The following is a 20166-nucleotide window of genomic DNA, read 5'->3' as shown; positions in this document are numbered from 1 at the left end:
AACATTGTTCTAAGTAATGGATCGATGTTACAAGAGGAGGGCGATGACCACCGAGGAGACCATCACCGCGCTGGAACGCGCCTGGAACGCCGGTGACGGTGAGGCGTGGGCCGCGAACTTCGCCGAGGACGTGGACTTCGTCGACGTCGTCGGCCGGATCCAGCGCGGCCGGGCGACCATCGCGCGGGAGAGCCAGAAGATCTTCGACACCATCTACCGCGGCAGCACGCTGAGGATCCGCCAGGTGTCGAGCCGTCCGCTCGGCGGCGGGTTCGACCTCGTGCACACCGAGACAGTGATGTCCATCCCGGCGGGTCCCCTCGCCGGGGAGCAACGCGCGGTGCAGACGATGCTCGTCCAAGACGAGCGGGTCGTCGCGTTCCACAACACCATCCGGGGCGACATCGCGGCGTTCACCGGCCACGACGCGGATTTCGCCGCCCGCTCGCCCCAGGGATGGGATTCCTGATCGGCGCCGTTCCCGGCAGACTGGCGGCGTGACGCGCCTGAGGAAGCACTGGCTCTGGCCGCTCGTGATCAGCGTGCTCGCCCTCGGCGCCTTCGCCGGGCTCGGCCTGCTGACCCGAGCGGTGCTCGGCTCGCGAGGCAACCGGGCGCTGGCAGGCACTGCCGAGTTCGGGGTGTGGTCGGTGCTGATCGGGGCGTCGGCGGTGCTGTTCGCCTTCCTGTTCGGGCACTCGGTCCAGCTGACGGCCTGGCGCCGTCACGCCGGTGTCGCGGTGTGGAAACCGGCGCTGGCGTACGGGATCTTCGCGGCGATCCTGTTCGCGTTCCAGTGGAAGACCGGTTCGCCGATCGGGGATCTCAAGCCCACGACGGCGATCGGGATCTCGCGGACCCTGCTCGCCCTCGGCCTGATCGCGGCGGCGCCCGCGGTGCTCGGCTTGTGGCTCAACCACACCCGTCTGCGCCGGATCTCGCGAGTGCTCGACGGCGAGGAACGGGAACAGGCGTCCGACGTCCTGGGCGAACTCCTCGAATGCAAGCGTGCCAACGGGATCTGCCTCACGGTGCTGGCGCTCATCGTGTCCACGGCGGTCATCGACGCCGGCGCCCAGCGCCGGGCGTTCCTCGCGACAGGCACCCCGAAGGAGGCCTTCCCGCCGGAGAGCGTGCTGCTCTACGGCGCGCTGTTCACCGGGATCTCGCTCCTGCTCTACGTTCCGGTGTTCCTCGCGTGGAAGACCCGGTGCCTGCGGCTGGTCGACGAGATCTACCCGCTGCCGCCCGACGCGCGGCCCACCGAGGACTGGCTCGCCGGACGCGCCCGGCTGACACAGGTTCTCGGCACTGACACGACGGTGGGCAAGACCGTCACGGCGGCGTTCGGGATCCTCGCACCGCTTGCCGTGAGCGTGCTCGCCGTGGTGCTCCCCGGTCTCAAATAAGGCCGGTCTCAAGTAGGGGCGTTGATCGGCCGCAGCCGTCGCGGCCCGGTGTCGGGGCGGGACGGGGGCGGGCCCAGCACGATCCGGGCGTTGGCGACGAAAGCGCCGTCCGGCGACGCCAGGATCGGGTCGAGCGTCATCGAACGGACCTCGGGGTTGTCCTCGGCGAGCGCCGCGACGCGCAGCACCATGTCCTGGAGCGCGGCCAGATCCGCCGGTTCGTCGCCGCGGTACCCGGTGAGCAGCGGCGACGTCCGCGGTTCACGCAGCAGGGTGGCGGCGTCGACGTCGGTGAGCGGGACGGCCCGGTAGGCCCGGTCCCCCAGCAGCGTGCTGACCAGCCCGGAGAGCCCGAACGACACGAGCGAGCCGAACGACGGGTCGTCCTGCAGTCCGATCACGCACGACAGGCCCTTGGGCGCCATCCGCTGGACGTAGACCTCGTCGTCGCCGGAGATCTCCCGCAGATCGAGGTACGCCCGGCGCACCCCGTCCGCGGAGGACAGGTCGAGCCGCACCCCGGCGAGGTCCGGCCTGCCGCGCAGCCGCTCGTCGACGGCCTTGAGGGTGACCGGGAATCCCAGGTCCTCGGCCGCTTTCACCGCTTCGCCCGCGGACGTCACGACCCGGAACGGGACGACGTCGATGCCGTAGCAACCCAGGAGCCGGACCACGTCGTCGTCGGAGAGCGATGTCGTCTTGCCGTCCTCGGCCGCCAGCAGTTCGCTGACGATGACCTGCGCTTGTTCGGCGTGCAGCCCTGCGGGCCGCACCAGGTTGCCCTGCGGCCGCTGTCGCCAGGCGGCGTAGCGCACGACCCGCGCGAGCGCGTTCACCGCGCGTTCGGGGCTCGGGTACGACGGGACCGAACCCCGCGTCGGAACGCCGTCCTCGGACAGCACGGCCAGCTCGTCCGGCACGCCCTCGACGGCGAGGAAGGTCGACACGATCGGCTTGTTCTTGTCCATATCGACGACGGCCTCGCGCAGCGCGCGGGCGTAGGCGGTGCCCGGGATCGCGAGCGGGGGCACGAAGACCACGACGAGCGCGTCGGTCTCCGGGGAGTTGAGGGCTTCGCGCACGGCGGCGGCGAACTCCTCCGGGCCTGCCTGCGGCCCGACGTCGACCGGGTCGGACGTCAGCCGGAGACCGTGCGCCCGCGCGGTGTCGGCGGCGAGCAGCCCGATGGCGCTGGAGTTGCCTACGATGGCGATCCTCGGCCCGGCGGGCAAAGGCTGATGAGCGAAGACCAGCGCGGTGTCGAAGAGTTGCGCGAGCGTGTCGACACGGACGACGCCCGCCTGCTCGAACAGGGCCTGGACGCTGGACTCGTCGACCTCCGCCGAGGTCGCGGCGAGTTGCGGGCGGACCGCGTGCCTGCCGGATTTCACCGCCACCACCGGTTTCGTCCGCGCCAGCCGCCGGGCGAGCCGCGCGAACTTGCGCGGATTGCCGAAGGACTCCAGGTACAGCAGGACGAGGTCGGTCGCCGGATCGGTCTCCCAGTACTGAAGCAGGTCGTTGCCGGAGACGTCGGCCCGGTTGCCCGCCGAGACGAACGTCGAAAGCCCGAGGCCGCGCGCTTCGGCGTCGGCGAGGATCGCCGTGCCCAGCGCGCCGGACTGGCAGAAGAACCCGGTGCGGCCGCGGGCGGGCAGGCGGGGTGCGAGGGTGGCGTTGAGCCGGACGGCGGCGTCGGTGTTGAGCACGCCCAGCGCGTTCGGGCCGACGACACGCATGCCGTGCGCCCTGGCCTCCCCGACCAGCCTCAGTTCGGCGTGCAGCCCGTGCGGCCCGGCCTCGGCGAACCCGCCCGAGACGATCAGCAGGGTTTTGACCCCTTTGGCCAGCGCACCGTCCAAAACGGACTCGACGGCCTCGGCGGGCACGGCGACCAGTGCGAGGTCGACGTCCTCGGGAATGTCCACGACGGACGGATAGGCGCGGACACCGCGGACGGACTTGTGCTCCGGGTTGACCGGGTAGACGGTGCCGGCGAAATCCGCGCTCAGCAGGTTCGTGAGCGCGACGTAGCCGATCTTCGTCGGATCGGTGGACGCGCCGATCACCGCGACCGACTTCGGATGCAGCAGGTTGTGCACGCTGCGCGCCTCGGCGGCCTGTTCCCGTGACCGGGCGACCGCGAGGGACTCCTCGGTCGGGTCGATGTCGAATTCCAGGTGCAGCACGCCTTCTTCGATCTCGCGGCTGACCTGGTAACCCGCGTCGCGGAACACGCGGACCATCGCCGCGTTCTCGGCGAGTACTTCGGCGACGAAGCGGCGCAGCCCGGATTCCGAAGCTGCGGCGGCCAGGTGCTCCAGCAGGATCGACCCGAGCCCACGGCCCTGGTGGGCGTCGTCGACGACGAACGCGACCTCGGCCGACGGCCCTTGGTCGAGCCGCTCGTAGCGGCCGACCGCGACGATGTCGTCGCCCAGCAGCGCGACGAAGGCGACCCTGTCGTGGTGGTCGACGACGGAGAACCGTTCGAGGTCCCGCTGCGGGATCCGCGGATAGGCGCCGAAGTACCGGAAATACCGGGTGCGTTCGGACAACCGGCCGTGGAAGGCGACGAGTCCGTCGGCGTCGCTGGGGATCACCGGGCGCAGGTGCACCGTGCCGCCGTCGGAGAGCAGGACGTCGGCCTCCCACTCGCGCGGGAAGTCGTAGGGGTCTCGCCTGGTGTCCGCGGTGTTTCCAGTGGCCATGTCAGTCCCTCGGATCGTCCGGATCGAGGCCGTGCAGCGGGAAGATCGCGCGGCGGGTGTCGCGGATGGCGATGTCGACCGGCTCGTCCGCCCCGTCCCCCCACGGGACGAAGGCGGTGTCGCGGTCGTCGGACATGCCGGGCGGGATCTCGGCTTTCGGCGCGGCCCTGGAGATCGACGCGACCCAGTTCGGCGGCAGGGCCGTCGCCGGGTCGACGTCGCGGTCGAGCACGGTGGCGAGCAGATGCGTCCAGGACCGCGGCACCACTCGGATCAGCTGGTAGCCCCCGCCGCCCACGGCGAGCCAGCGGCCGCCGGCGTGCGCTTCGGACAGTTCGCGCAGCCGCCGGTAGATGGCGCGATGGCCGTCCACCGAGAGCGAGAGATCCGCCAGCGGGTCTTCCTCGTGCGAATCGACGCCGCATTGGGTGACGAGGATCTGCGGCCGGAACTGCTCCAGCAGCGACGGCACCACTGCCTCGAACGCCCGCAGCCAGCCACCGTCGCGGGTGCCGGGCGGCAGCGGGAGGTTGACCGCGGTGCCCTCGGCGCCGCCCTTGCCGATCTCCGCCGAGTAGCCCGTGCCCGGCCACAGGGTGAAGGGGTGCTGGTGCAGGGAAACGGTCAGCACGCGAGGGTCGTCGTAGAACGCCGTCTGCACGCCGTCGCCGTGGTGGACGTCGGTGTCGACGTAGGCGACGCGGTCGAAGCCGTGGTCCAGCAGCCACGAGATCGCCACCGAGCAGTCGTTGTAGACGCAGAAGCCCGACGCCTTGCCCGGCATCGCGTGGTGCAGCCCGCCGGCGATGTTCACCGCCCGGGTCGCCTCGCCGTCGGCGATCTTGCGCGCGGCCAGCAGCGTCGAACCGACGACCAGCGCCGAAGCCTCGTGCATGCCGGTGAACACCGGGTTGTCCTCGGTACCGAGCCCGTGCGCGAGATCGGCACCGGTCATCGGCGCCTGCCGGACGGCCTCGACGTACTCGTCCAGATGCACCCGGCGCAGCTCGTCTTCGCCCGCCGGGCCGGGGACGAGCAGCTCGACCCCGTCGAGCACGCCGAGTTCGGTGGCGAGCCGGATGGTCAGTTCGAGCCGCACCGGGTTGAACGGATGCTCGCCGCCGAGGTCGTAACCCAGCAGCGAGGAGTCCCATACGACGGCCGGTGCTCGCATGGCACGGACTCTAGTGCCCGGAAGCGGCTCGTGCCCCCGTCCCGGACGGCCCGCGGGTCAGCCGGGCAGGTCTCCCGTGGCCACCGGGCGCTCCGGATCGCGGGACCAGTGCGACCACGAACCCGCGTACAGCGCCACGGGCGCCGGGTGACCGGCGACCTCGAGCGCGAGCACGACGGACGAGGCGGTGACGCCCGATCCACAGTAGACACCGACCGGCGTCTCCGGCGTCACGCCGAATCCTTCGAACCGCTCGGCAAGCTCGGAGGCGTCGCGCCAGCGGCCGTCCTCCGCGAGATGCCCGGAGAAGGGCGCGTTGACCGCGCCGGGGATGTGCCCGGCGCGCGGGTCGATCGGCTCGGTCTCCCCCGAGTACCTCGGCTTCGCCCGGGCGTCGAAGAGCAGCCCGTCCCTGGCGAGCGTGGCGGCCTCGGCCGCGTCCAGCACCGGCATGCCGCCGGGCTCGACGACGACGTCTCCTTCCTCGGGCGAGGGGATCTCGCCGGTGAGCGGGCGCTCTTCCTCGACCCAGGCGGCGAACCCGCCGTCCAGCACGGCGACCTCGGTGTGGCCCGCCCAGCGCAGCAGCCACCACGCCCGGGCCGCGACCGACCCGTCGGAGTCGTCGTAGACCACGACCGGGTGACCTGCGCGCACGCCCGCCGCCCGCAGATACCGCTGCAGCGTCCCCGGTTCGGGCAGTGGGTGACGGCCGCCGTCACCCGGCTCCCCGGCGAGCGCCGTGTCGAGATCGACGTACACCGCGCCCGGGAGATGCGCCTCACGATAGGAATCGGCGCCGGGCGGCCCGGCGAGCCGCCAGCGGACATCGAGGACTACGGAGCGTGCCGGATCCGGGCCGGAGAGCTGCGCGGCGAGTTCGCTGGTGGTGATCATGGGGCGCATGGGCCCATCTTCCCGTGACTCACGGCTCCCCGCCCAGCTTGGGGGGACTTTTCCCGCCACGGCGCTTGTTGTCCCCACGCCTGCGTCGCTGTCAGTGCCAGCGACTACGATGAGCAACGCGGACGAAGGGGACAGCGTGAACGATCTCATCGACACCACCGAGATGTACTTGCGTACGATCTACGAGCTCGAAGAAGAGGGTGTCGTCCCGCTGCGGGCCCGGATCGCGGAGCGACTGCAGCAGAGCGGCCCGACCGTGAGCCAGACCGTCGCCAGGATGGAACGCGACGGGCTGGTCGTGGTCGCGGACGACAGGCACCTGCAACTGACCGAACACGGCCGCGAGCTCGCCATCGCGGTCATGCGCAAGCACCGGCTGGCCGAGCGCCTCCTGGTCGATGTCATCGGCCTGGAATGGGAGCACGTCCACAACGAGGCTTGCCGCTGGGAACACGTGATGAGCGAGGCCGTCGAGCGCAAGCTGGTCAAGCTGCTCGACCACCCCACCACCTCGCCCTACGGCAACCCGATCCCGGGGCTGGACAAGCTCGGCGACGGCGATCCCGCCCCGCCGGCCGAAGCCGACCTCGTGCGGCTCGACGAGTTCGCCCGCATGGGTGGCGGCGAAGTCGAGATCCGCCGTATCGCCGAGCACGTGCAGCTGGACGAGGCGCTGATGACGGAGCTCAAGTCGGTCGGCATCGTGCCCGGCAGCCGGGTCAAGGTCGGCAAGACGGCGCCCGGCGGGACCATCGAGGTCACCGGCGGGAACAACACCGCGCAGGTGGCCACCTCGGCGCTGCACGCCGTGCTGGCGCAGGCCAGGTGAGCGCCGCGTCCGACGCCGCGGCGACGTTCCGGACCGTCCACGGCAGGGCTCCGGCCGGGGTCTGGTCCGCGCCGGGCCGGGTGAACCTGATCGGTGAGCACACCGACTACAACGACGGTTTCGTGCTGCCGTTCGCCCTCCCGCACCGGCTCGCCGCGGCGGCGAGCCCGCGCGAGGACGGTGTCCTCACCGTGGCCACGCTCGGCTCGGACGGCCGGGTCCAGGAATCGGGCCCGCTCACCATCGGCGACCTGAAACCCGGCTCTGTCGAGGGGTGGGCCGCGTACCCGGCGGGGGTCGCCTGGGTGCTGCGTGATCAGGGCCCCGGTGCCGGCGCGGACGTGGCTATCGCGGGGGACGTGCCCTCGGGGGCGGGGCTGTCCTCCTCCCACGCGCTCGAATGCGCTGTCGCGCTCGCCCTCCTCGGCCTGGCGGGCATCACTCCGGGGTCCGGCGCGGGTTCGCCGGGCCTGCACGAAGTGGCCCGCTGGGTGCAGCGTTCGGAAAACGACTTCGTGGGGGCGCCGACCGGTCTGCTCGACCAGACCGCGTCCCTGTGCTGCACGGAATCGAACGTGCTGTTCCTCGATGTCCGCTCCGGCGAGATGGAGCAGGTGCCGTTCCCGCTGGAGGAATCCGGCGTACGGATCCTGATCGTGGACACACGCACGAAACACTCGCACGCCGAGGGCGGCTACGGCGAACGCCGGAGGGGCTGTGAGCGCGCCGCGGAGCTGCTCGAAGTGAAGGCGCTGCGGGACATCGGCGTCGACGGGCTGGACGCCGCGCTCGCCAAGCTGCCGGAAGACCTCGTTCCACTGGTGCGTCACGTGGTGACGGAGAACCAGCGGGTCCTCGACACCGTGGACCTGCTGCGCGCCGGCCGGATCACCGAGATCGGCCCTCAGCTGGACGCCTCGCACGTCAGCATGCGCGACGACTACCGGATCTCCACCCGTGAACTCGACCTCGCCGTCGATTCCGCCCGCGAAGCCGGGGCTCTCGGCGCGCGGATGACCGGCGGCGGCTTCGGCGGTTCGGCGATCGCGCTGGTCCGCGAGTCCGATGTGGACACTGTCGGACGAGCGGTGAAGGCCGCGTACGAGGCGGCGGATCTGCGCCACCCGAGGCTGTTCACCGCGGTGCCATCGCGCGGCGCCGGCCGCGACGAGCTGTAGCGCCCGCCGGCGGAAGACCCCCGGGCGAGCCGGATGCCCGGAGGCGAGGACACTGGGCCGCGACCGCATCCGCAGCAGAAAGGCGCGAACGTGACCGACGAACCGACCAAGACCCTGAAGCTGATGGTGACGGGCGGAGCCGGTTATGTGGGCAGCGTCTGCGCGGCCCGCCTCATCGAGGCCGGGCACGACGTCACGGTGGTCGACGACCTCTCCACCGGGCACGCCGACGCGGTGCACCCGGACGCCACCTTCATCGAGGGTGACGCCGCCGAGGTCGCCCGGCGTGTTCTCGGCGACGGTTTCGACGGTGTGCTCCACTTCGCCGCCAAGTCTCTGGTCGGCGAGTCGATGACGGATCCGGCGAAGTACTGGGAAGGCAACGTCCTGACCTCGCTTCGCCTGCTCGAAGCGATGCGCGACCACGGCACGAAGCGACTGGTGTTCTCCTCCACCGCGGCCACCTACGGCGAACCCGAGTCCTCCCCTATCCCGGAGACGGCGCCGACGCAGCCGACCAACACCTACGGCGCGACGAAGCTGGCCATCGACCACGCGATCACATCGTTCTCGCGCGCCCACGGCATCGCCGCCGTCAGCCTGCGCTACTTCAATGTCGCCGGCGCCTACGGCTCCTTCGGCGAGCGGCACACCACCGAAACCCATCTGATCCCTCTCGTGCTCCAGGTCGCCACCGGGGACCGCGAGCGGATCCAGATCTTCGGTGACGACTATCCGACCGCGGACGGCACCGCCATCCGCGACTACATCCATGTGGTCGACCTCGCCGACGCGCACCAGCTGGCCCTGCGCCACGCGACCGACGGCGAGCACCGCATCTACAACCTCGGCAGCGGCACCGGTTTCTCGGTGCTCGAGGTGATCGAGGCGTGCCGCCGCACCACCGGTCACGAGATCCCCGCCGCGGTCGCGCCGCGCCGGGCGGGCGACCCGTCGGTGCTGGTGGCCTCCAGCGAGCGCGCCGGTGGCGAACTCGGTTGGAAGCCCGAGCGCACCGACCTCGACGGCATCGTGGCCGACGCCTGGGCGTTCACGCAGTCCCGCCAGACGGTCTGAGGCTGAGCGCGGGCGGCTCGTCCGCCCGCTGCTTCAGCACGATCCCGGCCACTTCGGCCGGGGCCAGCATCCCGTCCAAGGCGGCTGTCAGCAGCCCGGTCATCCTGTGCTCCGGGTCGACTTCGCGGGCCCTGGCCAGCGCCATACCGGCGACGGCCAGGTCACCGCGGGCGTAGGCGGCGTGCGCCTTCAGGCACAGTGCCTCGGCCGATTCCGGTTCGGGTAGCTCACGGGCGAGGCGGAGCCAGAGACCTTCCGCGGCCCTGGCCAGCGGCGAGCCGACCGGAGCGGCGGTGAGCAGGCAGGCGTCCCGGACCTCGACGAGGGAAAGCGCCCACGCCAGCCGGACGGCCTGGTCGTCGGTGATCACCTCATCGCCCCGATCGACGCGGGCGAGTGCGGCGTTGATCTCGGCGAGCCCTGCCTCGACGCGGTCGTCGTTTCCCCAGGGCGGGTCGGCCAGCCTGGTCAGGAGGTCGGCACGGCGCGCGAGCGTTTCCGCCGGGCCGGCGTCGAACAGACGCTCCACGTCCGCCCTGCTCTCGCGGGCGATGTGGCCTTCGCTGGTCGCGACCGCGGCGATCACCGACTCACGAGGGTCGGGCAGGAGACCGCCGCAGTCCCTGTCGCGGTAGCACCGCCACCGCGCGCCCTCGGTGATGGACGGTGTCCAAAGCGGGTGCAGCACGGGAATGCCGTACTCGGCGAGCGCGGCTTCCAGCCGCCGGACGAAGCGGCGGCGCGGCGGCCGCCCGGCCGGATTCGGGGAACCGCCGCCGACGACGGCCACCGTGGCACCGGTGTGCGCGGTCAAGGTGAGCCGGGCCGCGAGGTCGAGCGCCTGATCCAGCTCCACGCCGGGCGGCGGGAGGTCCACGCGCAGGGTGAGGCCCTGCCGTTTGCGGTCCGGCCCTCGCTGCCCGAACACGATGACGGAGTTCTCGGGGTGGAACCCGAGGATGTACGGGATCGCGGCGAGCAGGTCCGCCGGATCCTTCAGATCGACCTTGGTCCTGCCGGTCGGGGTGGAGGTGGTCATGCCCCCACCTTGCGACGGGAATGGGGCCGCTGGGTGGGGGCATGGCAGATCTGTGGACAGCCGGGACCGTTGTGCACAACCGCCACCGGGACCCGGGCGCGGGGACGCCGATTGTCGGTGGGGTGGTCTACTGTGCCCGGCCCCGCGGGGTCAGTCGCAGTGCTCGAACGGGCTCTCGTAGACGTTCGACCCGACCGAGCCGCCCCACTTGACGCAGGTGGACGCGGCCGTCTTCTTCACGGGCCCGGCGTAGTAGGTGAAGCTGCCGGAGTCGGTCGTGCGAGCCGCGCCCTGGACTTCGAGGAAGGCCGAAACCGGCGACGCGGTGCCGAGCGAAACCGCCTTCAACGTGGTCGCGCAGTTGGACTTGGTCGAAGAGTTGTAGAGCAGGTACGCCGTGCCGGAGCCCCCGGCGAGCGCCTGCGAGTCGACCACCGAGAAGCCGCTGCCGCACACCTCGGTGGCCTCGTACGGGTTGCCGCCACACGAGTTCTTGCTGGTGAAGTTGGTGTGGGCGTAGTAAGGCACCGCGACGCCGTTCAGCTTCGCCTTCTGGGCCACACCGTTGAGCCGCTCTTCGAAGTGCAGGTGCGGACCGCTCACGCCGCCGGTCGCCCCGGCCGTGCCGAGCTGCTTGCCGAGACTGACGGCCTGGCCGACCGACACCGACTGCGCCGAAAGGTGCGCGTACCGGGTGGTCCAGCCGCCGCCGTGGTCGACCTCGACCCAGCGCCCGTAGCTCGTGCTGCCTTCGTTGGCGACCCGGCTGACGGTGCCGCCCGCCGCGGCCACCACCGGCATCCCGGTGATCCCCGACTTCTGGAAGTCGACCGAGTTCGCCGGGCTGTGCCCGCTGAACGTGGCGGCCGTGACCGTGACACCGCATTTGAACGGGACCTGGAAGTTCGGGGCGGCCGACGCCTGCGTCGTACCGGCGAGAGTCAGGCCGAGCGCGGGGACAACGGCCGCCGCGGCGAGCACTGCGAAGCGGCGCAACCTGGACATGGGGACCTCCATCGGGTGGGGAAGCCGGACCCGTCGAAGCAAAGACGGCGGAAATACATTTTCCATACAAGCGCGAGGTCCGGTCGGCGTTTTCCGACCGGAAACGCCGAATGCCACGTCCCGGGCGGGGGACGTGGCATCCGGGGTGGTCCGGACTCAGCCGAAGGCGGCGCGCAGCGCGGGCTTGCCTCCCGCCACCGGAAGCACCAGCGAAGTCCGGTTCAGCTCGACCGAGAGACCGGCGCCGGGCTTCGGGCGGAGCGTGTAGTCGTGGTCGCTGGAGGCCACCAGGAACTCGATCTTGTGCCCGGCCGCGAGCAGGTAGTCCTTCGCGACCAGTTCCACCTCGACCTTGTAGTTCTCACCGGGGGTGATCGCCTCGGTCTTTGCGGGGTCGCGCCGGTTCTGCGGGTCGGTCCAGCCGCGGGTGATCACCTTCGCCGTCCCGTCCGGGGCGCGGTCGAGAAGCACCGCCGTCACGTTCGCGGCCGGCTTGTCGAAGGACACCGAAAGATCGGTCTTCGCGGTGCCGGAGAGGCGGACGGGCTGCTTCGCCGCGGTGGTCGAGTACAGCAGCCTGTTGCCCGACGAGGCCGCGTTGGCGAGCTGCGCGACGGTCTTGCTCGCGTCGTCGGCCAGCTTTTCGACGGTGGCCTTGCCCGGAACGGGGTTGCGCGTGTCGAGCGTGCCCTTCGAGGAGCCACCGGGCCACGGGTAGAGCTTCACGTCCTGGGCGCCGGGCAGCGGCCACTCGGGCTCGTCCACCCACGACTTGTCCTCGCGCTGGATGGTGGCCTTCGGCTCGCGCTCGATGCCGTTGTCGATGCCGTAGAGGTAGTGCGACATCCACTTGTTCAGCGTGGCGAGCCAGACGTCGCGGCGGAGGCTCATCGGGTCGGCGTGCCCGGCCTGGTGCAGCCAGATCTTGTGCTCGACACCGTGCGCCTTGAGCATTTCGTACCACCGGGTGCCCTGGTCGGTCTTGACGTTCCAGTCACCGAGGCCGTGCACCACGAGCACCGAGGCCCGCACCTTGCTCACGTCGTTGCGGTAGTTCCGCACGTCCCAGAACCGGCTGTAGTCCCCGGTCACCCGGTCCTGGTCGACGGCGATCTTGTCGATCAGCGGACGGCAGACGGCGCGATCCTGGCGCGTGTAGACGTAGTCCGCGAGCACGTCCGCGTCCTCGCCCTGGTAACCGCCCGCCGCGACGACGGCGCCGTCGTTGCGGTAGTAGTCGTACCAGCTGGAGATCGCCGCGATCGGGACGATCGTCTCCAGCCCCTTGACGCCGGTGCTGGCCACCGCGTTGGGCAGCGTCCCGTTGTAGGAGACGCCCATCATGCCGGTCTTGCCGGTGCTCCAGTCCGCGACCGCGGCCTTGCCCGCCGCGTCCCGTGCCGCCGCGCGGCCGTTCACCCAGTCCACAATGGACCTGGCGCCGATGGTCTCGTTGACGTCGCCGGTGCTCGGGCAGCCGGTGGACTGGCCGCTGCCGAGCGACTCCCCGTACACCACGGCGAAACCGCGGGCGATGAAGTAGTTCTGGTAGCCCCAGTTGATCGGCGCCGCGCTCGGGCCGACGGTCTTCGTCGCGATCCGCGGCCCCGCGGGGGCGCGCTTGGCGCCCGGCACGTACAGCTCGACGTCGACGTTGTGGTTCGCGACGTCGTTGCCGCCCGCGTAGTACGGGCTGGCCTGGTAGACGACAGGGACCTTCATGCCCTGCTGGGTGGCGCGGGGACGCACCACCTCCGCGTGCACGAGGTCGTCCTTACCGTCATGGTCGCTGTCGACCGGCGCGGTGACCCACACGTTCTCCCGGATGACGTCCGCCGGGTCGAACACCGGTTGCGCCTGGCCGTCCTTGAAAACCGGCGCCGGTGGCGCGTCGGCTTGAGCGGGCAAAGCCGTCGCCGGAAGGACCAGGACAGCGGTGAACAAAGCGGCGAGCCTGGCGACTCTCACAGGACCCCCAAAGGCGGGCGGGCAAGACCCAGCTGAGGTTTCCGGCCCCCCGAACGGGTGTCAAGAGACTAACGTCGGAGGCATGCCCAGCACCGTGGAAGCACCGATCGTCGCCGTCACCGTCTATTCGCACCATGCCCGGATCACGAGGCGGGCATCGGCACGTCTCGACGGCGAAACGCGCTTCGCCTTCGCGGGCCTGCCGTGGAATCTGGACACCGATTCGGTCCGGGTCACCGGTTCCGGCCCGGCGGTCATCGCCGGGGTCGACGTCGCCGTCGAGCGCCATCCCGCGCCCGCCGACGCTTCCCTGCGCACGCTGACCGAACAGCGCCGGGCCGATCAGGCGGTGGTCGACGAGGTCGCGGACGCCGTCTCGGCGGAGACCGCGAAGGTCGATCTCCTGACAGGGTTGGCGACGCGCAGCGGCAAGAGCTTCGCGAAGGCGCTCGCCGCGGGCACGGCGGAACCGCCCCGGGTCGCGGAAGTCACCGAAGCTCTCGGCACCCAACTGGCCGAGGCGCTGGGGAAACGCCGCGAACTCGGCATCCGCCTCGCCCGGCTCCGTGACGACCTCAAGGCACTGGACCGGCAGATCGAAGCGAAGCAGGGCGTGTCCGAAGTGGACAGCGCGACAGTCACGGTCGAGCTGGAAAGCCAGGAAGACGGCGCGGAAATCGGTCTCGAGCTGTCCTATGTGGTCGCGAACGCCAGCTGGGAACCGGGGTACGACGTGCGCGTGCGCGGGGAAGACGTCGCGGTGACCTGGTACGGGCGGATCACCCAGCACACCGGCGAGGACTGGCCCGAATGCGAACTGGCCCTGTCCACCGCGCGGCCGGCGAACACCGTGGAGGTGCCGGAACTCGAACCGTGGTTCCTCGACCGCGTGCGACCGGTCCAGCCGTTGATGGCGCGCGCCCCTTACGGCAGCGCGTCGCCCGCGGGCGGCGGGATCCCTGAGGCGGTGGGCATGGCGGCGCCCGCCGCGCCCGCGATGGTGGCGCGGACCGCGTCCGTCGAGCAGGGCACCACCGCGGTCACCTACCGACCGGGCCGCCCGGTGGCGGTGCCGTCGGGAGCGCAGGGCCACCGCACGACGCTCGCGCACCTGGACCTCACGGCGAAACTGGGCTACATCACCGCTCCGGCGGCGTCACCGGAGGCGTTCCTGCGGGCGACCGTAGTCAACACCTCGGAGCACACGCTGCGGCCGGGGAAGGCGTCGGTGTTCCACGAGACGGAGTTCGTCGGCACCACGCGGCTCGACGTCTGGGCGCCGGGTGAGGAACTCGAACTCGCCCTCGGCGTGGACGACCGGATCCGGGTCGACCGCGAACTCGCGCACCGCACGGCGAGCAAGGCGACGCTGTCCGGCGTCCGCAAGCGGGAGGCCGCCTACAACACCACGATCGTCAACCACAGCCCGCGCGAGGCCGTCGTGACCGTGCTGGACCAGGCGCCGGTCTCCCGGGACGACGCGATCACGGTCCGGGACGTCCGCGCCGTGCCGGATCCGGTGGAGCGGACCGAGCTGGGTAAGTTCACCTGGCGGCTGGCGCTCGCTCCGGGCGCGAAGGGCGTCGTGACGCTCGGGTACCGGGTGGACGTCGCGAAGGGTGTCGAGCTGTCGGGGTGGCGCGAGTAGCCGTTGGGGAACGCTATGAAAGGTCCTTTCCTTGCAAATTTTGCAAGGAAAGGACCTTTCATAGCACTTGCCGGAGGCGGATCAGCCCTGCGAGATGTACGCCTCCAGCTGTTCCTGACTCTTCTCCAGCTGTTCCATCCGCGTCTTCACGACGTCACCGATGCTCACGATCCCCGCGAGCCTGCCGTCCACCAGGACCGGGACGTGCCGGATCCGGCGTTCGGTCATGAGGACCGACAGCTGATCGACCGAGTCCTCGGGGGTGCAGCTGGCGACCAGCTTCGTCATGATCCCGGCCACCGATCCGTCGAGTAGCTGGGGCCCGCGCTCGTTGAGCCGGCGCACCACGTCCCGTTCGGAGACGATCCCGACGATCTCGCCCTCGGCGTCGACGACCACCAGGGCACCGACGTTGTGCTCCGCGAGTCTCTCGAGCAGATCGGTGACGTTCGTCTCCGGCGAGACGGTCGCGACGGCCGCCCCCTTGTTCCGCAACAGATCGGAAATCCGCATACGCGCTCCTCCCGGATGGGTGACCTGAGTCACTCCAGGTTATGGCCTCACCGGCCCGCGCGAAAGTCCGGAGAGTCCGATTCGATACCCAGCCTGGTGGCGAGCGCGTCGTACGCCTCGATGATCCCTAGGCCGTAGGGGTCGTCGCCGAGCGCGCCGAGGGTGCCCCGCCCGAGCTCCCACTGGGCCTTCGCGGCCTCGTGATCACCGAGTTTGCGGTAATCCTCGGCGAGGTTCAGGTGCAGCGACGGGTAGAACCCGCGCACGGCCAGGGTCGCGTGGTACTCCTTGGCACGTTCGTCGGTGAGTGAATCGGCCGCCGCGAGCGCGCGGATATCCCAGGCGAGTTCGTCGGCCGGGTCGTCGCGGACGTCGGCCATGTAGTGCGCGAGCGCGCACCGGTGCAGCGGGTCGCCGTCCTCGCCGATCCATTCCCACAGCGCCGCGAACTTCTCCCGCGCTCCCGCCCGGTCACCGGAGATGTGCAGCTGGAGGCCGATGTTGATCTCGGCCATCACCTCGTCGCTCATTTGACGTCCGCGGCCGGCGCCGCCCAGGTGTTGCACGCCGACGTCGTCTTCCCGGAGAATCCGGCCTTCGCCCATTTCAGCTGGTTACGACGGCTGCCGTGGGTGTCGCTGTCGTCCGCGCGGCCGTAGTCCGCCAGCGCCGCGCCGGCCAGTGACCTGCTGATCGACCCGCGCCCGGCGGCCGCGGCCAGGGCGAGGGCGCCGAAGCAGTTCGCCTGCAGTTCGATGCGGCGGACGAGTTCCTTGTCGGCAGGCGAGTCCTCGTCCGGAGACGACATCTTCTCCGCGGCCGCCGACAGGATCCCACTGGAGCGCTGGACGTGGTGCCCGTACTCGTGGGCCATCGTCGCGAGGTGACGGGACCGTTCGAGGCCCGCGTCGCTCAGCATCCACTGGGTCGGCGCGTAGATCGTGGTGTCGCCTCCGCAGTAGTAGGCGACGGCCTCGTCCTCGCTCGGCGCTTTCCCGCAGGCGCTGGTCTCGGGCAGGGTCACCTGCACGGTCACCGTCGACATGGGCTCGTTCGCCTGGTCCAGGGCGGGTTTCCAGGCTTCGGCGAGACAGGAGGCGAAGGTCTTGTAGTAGGTCTCCAGCTTCGCGGGGTCACGACTGATCGACGGCAGGCGGCAGGTGACCTGGCCGAGGGCGATCCCCTCGGCCAGCAGCGGGTTCGTCTCCAGTTCCCGCACCTCCTTGGGCGCCGGTTTCGCTGTGCCGGCCGGCGCCTTCGCCCCTTCCGAGGTGAACGTGCCGGACGCCGGGAGGGCCTGGCCGTCGATCTTCCGCGGCCCTCCCGCGATGGCCATCCCGGTGGCGGTCAAGGCGACGACGATGAGCAGGCCGACCACGGCGGCGCCGGTGTTGCGGGGGCTTTCGGGACGAGGTGGAGCAGGCGCGAACGGTCCGGGTACCTCGTCGGTGCCGGTCATGGTGTCCCCCAAATGTGCGAGCTCCCAGCATACGGAGGAGGCCGCCCCAGTCGAAGACGCGCGCCGTAAACGGACACCTGGTGGCGCCGGGACGCGCGTCCCGGCGAGACTGTCGGCATGAGTGACGAGGACCCGTACCTGTGGCTGGAAGACGTGACCGGCGAAAAGGCGCTGGACTGGGTGCGAGCCCGCAATGCCGAGGCTCTGGAGGCACTGTCCACCGGCGAGCGGTTCGCCGGGATCCGTGACGAGGTCCGCGAGGTCCTCGACGCCGACAACCGGATCCCGTACGTCCGGCGCCGGGGCGAATACCTGTACAACTTCTGGCAGGACTCGGCCCATCCCCGCGGGCTGTGGCGCCGCACCACCCTCGAGCAGTACCGGCTCGACACGCCGGAATGGGAACTCCTGCTCGACGTGGACGCGCTGGCCGAGACCGACGGCGAGAACTGGGTGTGGCAAGGCGCGGCCGTCCTCCGTCCGGGCTATCACCGGGCGCTGGTCGAACTGTCGCGGGGCGGCGCCGACGCGACCGTGGTCCGCGAGTACGACCTCGACGAGCGCCGCTTCGTCGAAGACGGGTTCTTCGTGCCCGAAGCCAAGACCCGGATCGGCTGGATCGACCGCGACCGCGTCTACATCGGCACCGACTTCGGCACCGGGACATTGACCAGTTCGGGCTATCCGAGGCTGGCGAAGGAATGGCGTCGCGGCACCCCGCTCGAAGAGGCGACGGTGGTCTTCGAGGGCAAGCCGGACGACGTCTCGGTGTCCGCCCACCATGACCCGACAGAGGGCTGGGAGCGCGACTTCGTCTACCGGTCGATCGACTTCTACCGCACGGAGAGGTACCTCCGGACGCCAGGCGGACTGGAGCGGATCGAAGTCCCCGAAGACGCGCAGACGTCCTCGCACCGCGAGTGGCTGCTGATCCGGCTTCGCTCGGACTGGACCTTCGAAGGCACGACGTACCCCTCCGGCACCTTGCTCGCCTCCGGGTTCGACGCGTTCATGGCGGGTGAGCGCACCTTCACGACCCTCTTCACGCCGGACGCGCACACGTCGCTGGAGTACTGGGCGTGGACGCACAACCACCTGCTGCTCTCGACGCTGTCCGACGTCCGGACGGAGCTGCGCGTGCTCACGCCGTCGGACGGCTGGACCTCCCAGCCGCTCGCCGGTGCCCCGGAACTGGGCACGGCACAGATCACCGGCACCGATCCCGACGTCAGCGACGAGTACCTGCTCGATTCCAGCGGGTACACCCAGCCGTCGACGCTGACCTACGGGCACATCGGCGGCGACGTCGAAGTCCTCAAGCGCGCTCCCTCGTTCTTCGACAGCGAAGGGATGACGGTCTCGCAGTACTTCGCGACGTCCGATGACGGCACGAAGATCCCTTACTTCGTCGTACGTCCCTCCGACGCCGAGGGCGGACCGACGCTGCTGACCGGCTACGGCGGCTTCGAGGTCTCGCTGACCCCCAGCTACAGCGGCGTGATCGGCCGAGGCTGGCTGTCGCGCGGGGGCACGTACGTCGTCGCGAACATCCGTGGCGGCGGCGAATACGGACCGGACTGGCACGCCTCGGTGACCAAAGCGAAGCGATACAAGGTCTATGAGGACTTCGCGGCCGTCGCCGCCGACCTCGTCGAGCGCGGCATCAGCGAGCCTTCCCGCCTCGGGATCCAGGGCGGCAGCAACGGCGGGCTGCTGATGGGTGTCATGCTCACGCGCTACCCGCACCTGTTCGGCGCGATCGTCAGCCAGGTGCCGCTGCTGGACATGAAGCGGTATCACAAGCTCCTCGCGGGCGCGTCGTGGATGGCCGAGTACGGCGACCCCGACGACCCGGCGGAATGGGACTTCATCGGGAGGTACTCGCCGTATCAGAACGTCCGGAGCGGAGCCGGGTATCCGCCGGTCCTGTTCGTCACCTCCACCAGGGACGACCGGGTGCATCCCGCGCACGCGCGCAAAATGGTCGCGCGGATGCTGGAGCAGGGTCACGACGTGCGCTACCACGAGAACATCGAGGGCGGGCACGGCGCGGCGGCCGACAACGAGCAACTGGCGTTCAAGTGGGCGCTGATGCTGGAATTCCTGTGGGAGAAGCTCGCCTGACGACACGTGTCATGAAAGGGTCGTTCAGGACATTTTTCGTCCTGAACGACCCTTTCATGACACTCGGGGCTCACTCAGCCACCCGAGCCAGCACCACCCCGCCCACGATCAGCGCCATAGCGGCGAAGCGGCCGAAGCTGAGCGGGTCCTTGTGGATCACGATGCCGAAGACGATCGCGCCCACCGCGCCGATGCCGGTGAAGACGGCGTACGCGGTCCCCACCGGGAGCGAGTCCATCGCCTTCGACAGCAGGTACACCGCCGCGACGCCGAGCACGAAGCACAGCACGGTCGGCCAGAGCCGGGTGAAGTTCTCCGTCGGTTTGATGCTCTGCGACCAGGCGACCTCGACGACTCCGGCCGCCAGCAGGATTCCCCAGCCCATCAGGCTTCCGTTCCGGCCGCGGCCACCTTCTCGGCCGTCAGAAGCGCCTGTTCCCGCGACGCGATCCTGTCGGGATCGCGCGGGCTCAGCCGCGGGTCGACGAGGGCGTTCGTGAGTTCGGCATGCAGGAACGTGACGTCTCGAACGTCGTAGTGCCCGGCGAAGAAGTCACGCAGGTAGCGCTCGTGGTGGTCGACAGGCTGCCGGGGCGTACCCGGCAGATAGGTGCCACCACGCGCTCCCGCGACCACGAAAGCCTTGCCCGCCAAGGACATCTTCGGGAACGTCACCTGGTCGATCCACAGTTTGAGCGTCGCGGGGATCGAGAAGTTGTACATCGGCGCCCCGATCAGCACGACGTCGGCGGCGAGCAGTTCGGCCAGCAACGGCTCGATGACCGCCCAGGCCTCGCGCTGCTCCGGCGTCTTCACCACCGAGGCGTAGCCGGCCGGATCAGTGATCCCCGCGGTGAGGAGGGCGTCGCAGATCTCGGTCCAGGCCTGGCCGATCGGCGGCACCGGAGCGGCCGCCACGTCGCGATAGGTGTAGCCCGCACCGGGGTGTGCGGCACGCCAGACCTCGGCGAAGCGAGCGCTCAGCTCGCGGGAGAACGAGGTGCTGCGGGCGCTGGAGTCGAGGTGGAGAAGGTGGCTCATCGGGCCTCCCGGACCAGGAAATGGACACGATGTCCACTTGCTTCGCGGGGTACAAGTGGACGACGCGTCCGGATATTCCCTAGGC

General features: G+C 70.4%; 18 protein-coding genes. 7 read left to right on the top strand and 11 right to left on the bottom strand.

Going from position 1 to position 20166, the window contains the following annotated elements; genetic code table 11:
- The first annotated feature begins 43 nt into the window (after positions 1–43).
- The gene (locus ACFOSH_RS19915) at positions 44–469 is read left to right on the top strand and encodes an SgcJ/EcaC family oxidoreductase (protein WP_378240482.1); all 426 of its coding nucleotides are present in this window, start codon (positions 44–46) and stop codon (positions 467–469) included.
- A gap of 28 nt (positions 470–497) precedes the next feature.
- Entirely contained in the window at positions 498–1409 is a 912-nt protein-coding gene (locus ACFOSH_RS19910) for a hypothetical protein (protein WP_378240481.1), read from the top strand.
- A gap of 8 nt (positions 1410–1417) precedes the next feature.
- Here the strand turns inward: ACFOSH_RS19910 and ACFOSH_RS19905 are convergent, their stop codons facing one another.
- The 3 genes from ACFOSH_RS19905 to ACFOSH_RS19895 are packed head-to-tail and all read right to left on the bottom strand — an operon-like array spanning position 1418 to position 6200.
- Entirely contained in the window at positions 1418–4120 is a 2703-nt protein-coding gene (locus ACFOSH_RS19905) for a bifunctional acetate--CoA ligase family protein/GNAT family N-acetyltransferase (RefSeq protein WP_378240480.1), read from the bottom strand.
- A gap of 1 nt (position 4121) precedes the next feature.
- Complete coding sequence (locus tag ACFOSH_RS19900; RefSeq protein WP_378240479.1) at positions 4122–5294, bottom strand: acetoin utilization protein AcuC; 1173 nt, start codon at positions 5292–5294, stop codon at positions 4122–4124.
- Positions 5295–5351: 57 nt separating this feature from the next.
- Positions 5352–6200 (bottom strand): sulfurtransferase, encoded by an 849-nt coding sequence (locus tag ACFOSH_RS19895; RefSeq protein ID WP_378240478.1) that lies wholly within the window; start codon positions 6198–6200, stop codon positions 5352–5354.
- A gap of 109 nt (positions 6201–6309) precedes the next feature.
- On the opposite strand from ACFOSH_RS19895, the gene ACFOSH_RS19890 reads away from it, so the two are divergent.
- The 3 genes from ACFOSH_RS19890 (at position 6310) to galE (ending at position 9284) form a co-directional block, all read left to right on the top strand.
- Complete coding sequence (locus ACFOSH_RS19890; protein WP_378240477.1) at positions 6310–7029, top strand: metal-dependent transcriptional regulator; 720 nt, start codon at positions 6310–6312, stop codon at positions 7027–7029.
- Positions 7026–8207: a galactokinase gene (galK, locus tag ACFOSH_RS19885; protein WP_378240476.1), complete on the top strand. Its 1182-nt coding sequence runs from the start codon at positions 7026–7028 to the stop codon at positions 8205–8207. The genes ACFOSH_RS19890 and galK overlap by 4 nt, the downstream gene beginning before the upstream one ends.
- A 123-nt stretch (positions 8208–8330) precedes the next feature.
- Positions 8331–9284: a UDP-glucose 4-epimerase GalE gene (galE, locus tag ACFOSH_RS19880; protein WP_378240543.1), complete on the top strand. Its 954-nt coding sequence runs from the start codon at positions 8331–8333 to the stop codon at positions 9282–9284.
- On the opposite strand, the gene ACFOSH_RS19875 is transcribed toward galE, so the two are convergent.
- The 3 genes from ACFOSH_RS19875 to ACFOSH_RS19865 form a co-directional block, all read right to left on the bottom strand.
- A complete protein-coding gene (locus ACFOSH_RS19875) occupies positions 9259–10323 on the bottom strand; it encodes a DUF4192 domain-containing protein (protein ID WP_378240475.1) in 1065 nt (354 codons plus the stop codon). The two genes, galE and ACFOSH_RS19875, sit on opposite strands and share 26 nt — an antisense overlap.
- 150 nt (positions 10324–10473) lie before the next feature.
- Positions 10474–11328, bottom strand: a complete 855-nt coding sequence (locus ACFOSH_RS19870) for a M23 family metallopeptidase (RefSeq protein ID WP_378240474.1) — start codon at positions 11326–11328, stop codon at positions 10474–10476.
- Between the two features lie 156 nt (positions 11329–11484).
- On the bottom strand, positions 11485–13296 hold the full coding sequence (locus ACFOSH_RS19865) for a Xaa-Pro dipeptidyl-peptidase (RefSeq protein WP_378240473.1): 1812 nt from the start codon (positions 13294–13296) through the stop codon (positions 11485–11487).
- Positions 13297–13378: 82 nt separating this feature from the next.
- On the opposite strand from ACFOSH_RS19865, the gene ACFOSH_RS19860 reads away from it, so the two are divergent.
- Complete coding sequence (locus ACFOSH_RS19860; protein WP_378240472.1) at positions 13379–14944, top strand: DUF4139 domain-containing protein; 1566 nt, start codon at positions 13379–13381, stop codon at positions 14942–14944.
- Between the two features lie 81 nt (positions 14945–15025).
- Here ACFOSH_RS19860 and ACFOSH_RS19855 read toward each other — a convergent pair whose 3' ends face one another.
- From ACFOSH_RS19855 to ACFOSH_RS19845, 3 genes are read right to left on the bottom strand one after another with little or no spacing between them, the layout of a single operon-like run.
- The gene (locus ACFOSH_RS19855; RefSeq protein WP_378240471.1) at positions 15026–15457 is read right to left on the bottom strand and encodes a CBS domain-containing protein; all 432 of its coding nucleotides are present in this window, start codon (positions 15455–15457) and stop codon (positions 15026–15028) included.
- A 47-nt stretch (positions 15458–15504) separates the two neighbouring features.
- Positions 15505–15987 (bottom strand): hypothetical protein, encoded by a 483-nt coding sequence (locus ACFOSH_RS19850; protein ID WP_378240470.1) that lies wholly within the window; start codon positions 15985–15987, stop codon positions 15505–15507.
- Positions 15984–16916 (bottom strand): neutral zinc metallopeptidase, encoded by a 933-nt coding sequence (locus ACFOSH_RS19845; protein WP_378240469.1) that lies wholly within the window; start codon positions 16914–16916, stop codon positions 15984–15986. Before ACFOSH_RS19845 ends, ACFOSH_RS19850 begins: the two co-directional genes overlap by 4 nt.
- A gap of 117 nt (positions 16917–17033) precedes the next feature.
- On the opposite strand from ACFOSH_RS19845, the gene ACFOSH_RS19840 reads away from it, so the two are divergent.
- A complete protein-coding gene (locus ACFOSH_RS19840) occupies positions 17034–19040 on the top strand; it encodes a prolyl oligopeptidase family serine peptidase (protein WP_378240467.1) in 2007 nt (668 codons plus the stop codon).
- A 70-nt stretch (positions 19041–19110) separates the two neighbouring features.
- Here ACFOSH_RS19840 and ACFOSH_RS19835 read toward each other — a convergent pair whose 3' ends face one another.
- Together ACFOSH_RS19835 and ACFOSH_RS19830 are read right to left on the bottom strand one after the other, a co-directional pair.
- Entirely contained in the window at positions 19111–19425 is a 315-nt protein-coding gene (locus tag ACFOSH_RS19835; protein ID WP_378240466.1) for a DMT family transporter, read from the bottom strand.
- Positions 19425–20081: an FMN-dependent NADH-azoreductase gene (locus tag ACFOSH_RS19830; protein ID WP_378240465.1), complete on the bottom strand. Its 657-nt coding sequence runs from the start codon at positions 20079–20081 to the stop codon at positions 19425–19427. Before ACFOSH_RS19830 ends, ACFOSH_RS19835 begins: the two co-directional genes overlap by 1 nt.
- Between the last annotated feature and the right edge of the window lie 85 nt (positions 20082–20166).

It is taken from the genome of Amycolatopsis speibonae (assembly GCF_042647925.1).
Taxonomy (GTDB): domain Bacteria; phylum Actinomycetota; class Actinomycetes; order Mycobacteriales; family Pseudonocardiaceae; genus Amycolatopsis; species Amycolatopsis speibonae.
The sequence above is the reverse complement of the archived record's forward strand: the minus strand, read 5'-3'. Positions and strand labels throughout refer to the sequence as shown.

Excerpts from the sequence above, each read along its gene's own strand:
- ACFOSH_RS19915 (WP_378240482.1), top strand. The coding sequence starts at position 44 with ATGACCACCGAGGAGACCATCACCGCGCTGGAACGCGCCTGGAACGCC.
- ACFOSH_RS19905 (WP_378240480.1), bottom strand. The coding sequence starts at position 4,120 with ATGGCCACTGGAAACACCGCGGACACCAGGCGAGACCCCTACGACTTC.
- ACFOSH_RS19900 (WP_378240479.1), bottom strand. The coding sequence starts at position 5,294 with ATGCGAGCACCGGCCGTCGTATGGGACTCCTCGCTGCTGGGTTACGAC.
- ACFOSH_RS19895 (WP_378240478.1), bottom strand. The coding sequence starts at position 6,200 with ATGCGCCCCATGATCACCACCAGCGAACTCGCCGCGCAGCTCTCCGGC.
- ACFOSH_RS19890 (WP_378240477.1), top strand. The coding sequence starts at position 6,310 with ATGAGCAACGCGGACGAAGGGGACAGCGTGAACGATCTCATCGACACC.
- galE (WP_378240543.1), top strand. The coding sequence starts at position 8,331 with ATGGTGACGGGCGGAGCCGGTTATGTGGGCAGCGTCTGCGCGGCCCGC.
- ACFOSH_RS19875 (WP_378240475.1), bottom strand. The coding sequence starts at position 10,323 with ATGACCACCTCCACCCCGACCGGCAGGACCAAGGTCGATCTGAAGGAT.
- ACFOSH_RS19870 (WP_378240474.1), bottom strand. The coding sequence starts at position 11,328 with ATGTCCAGGTTGCGCCGCTTCGCAGTGCTCGCCGCGGCGGCCGTTGTC.
- ACFOSH_RS19860 (WP_378240472.1), top strand. The coding sequence starts at position 13,379 with ATGCCCAGCACCGTGGAAGCACCGATCGTCGCCGTCACCGTCTATTCG.
- ACFOSH_RS19855 (WP_378240471.1), bottom strand. The coding sequence starts at position 15,457 with ATGCGGATTTCCGATCTGTTGCGGAACAAGGGGGCGGCCGTCGCGACC.
- ACFOSH_RS19850 (WP_378240470.1), bottom strand. The coding sequence starts at position 15,987 with ATGAGCGACGAGGTGATGGCCGAGATCAACATCGGCCTCCAGCTGCAC.
- ACFOSH_RS19845 (WP_378240469.1), bottom strand. The coding sequence starts at position 16,916 with ATGACCGGCACCGACGAGGTACCCGGACCGTTCGCGCCTGCTCCACCT.
- ACFOSH_RS19840 (WP_378240467.1), top strand. The coding sequence starts at position 17,034 with ATGAGTGACGAGGACCCGTACCTGTGGCTGGAAGACGTGACCGGCGAA.
- ACFOSH_RS19835 (WP_378240466.1), bottom strand. The coding sequence starts at position 19,425 with ATGGGCTGGGGAATCCTGCTGGCGGCCGGAGTCGTCGAGGTCGCCTGG.
- ACFOSH_RS19830 (WP_378240465.1), bottom strand. The coding sequence starts at position 20,081 with ATGAGCCACCTTCTCCACCTCGACTCCAGCGCCCGCAGCACCTCGTTC.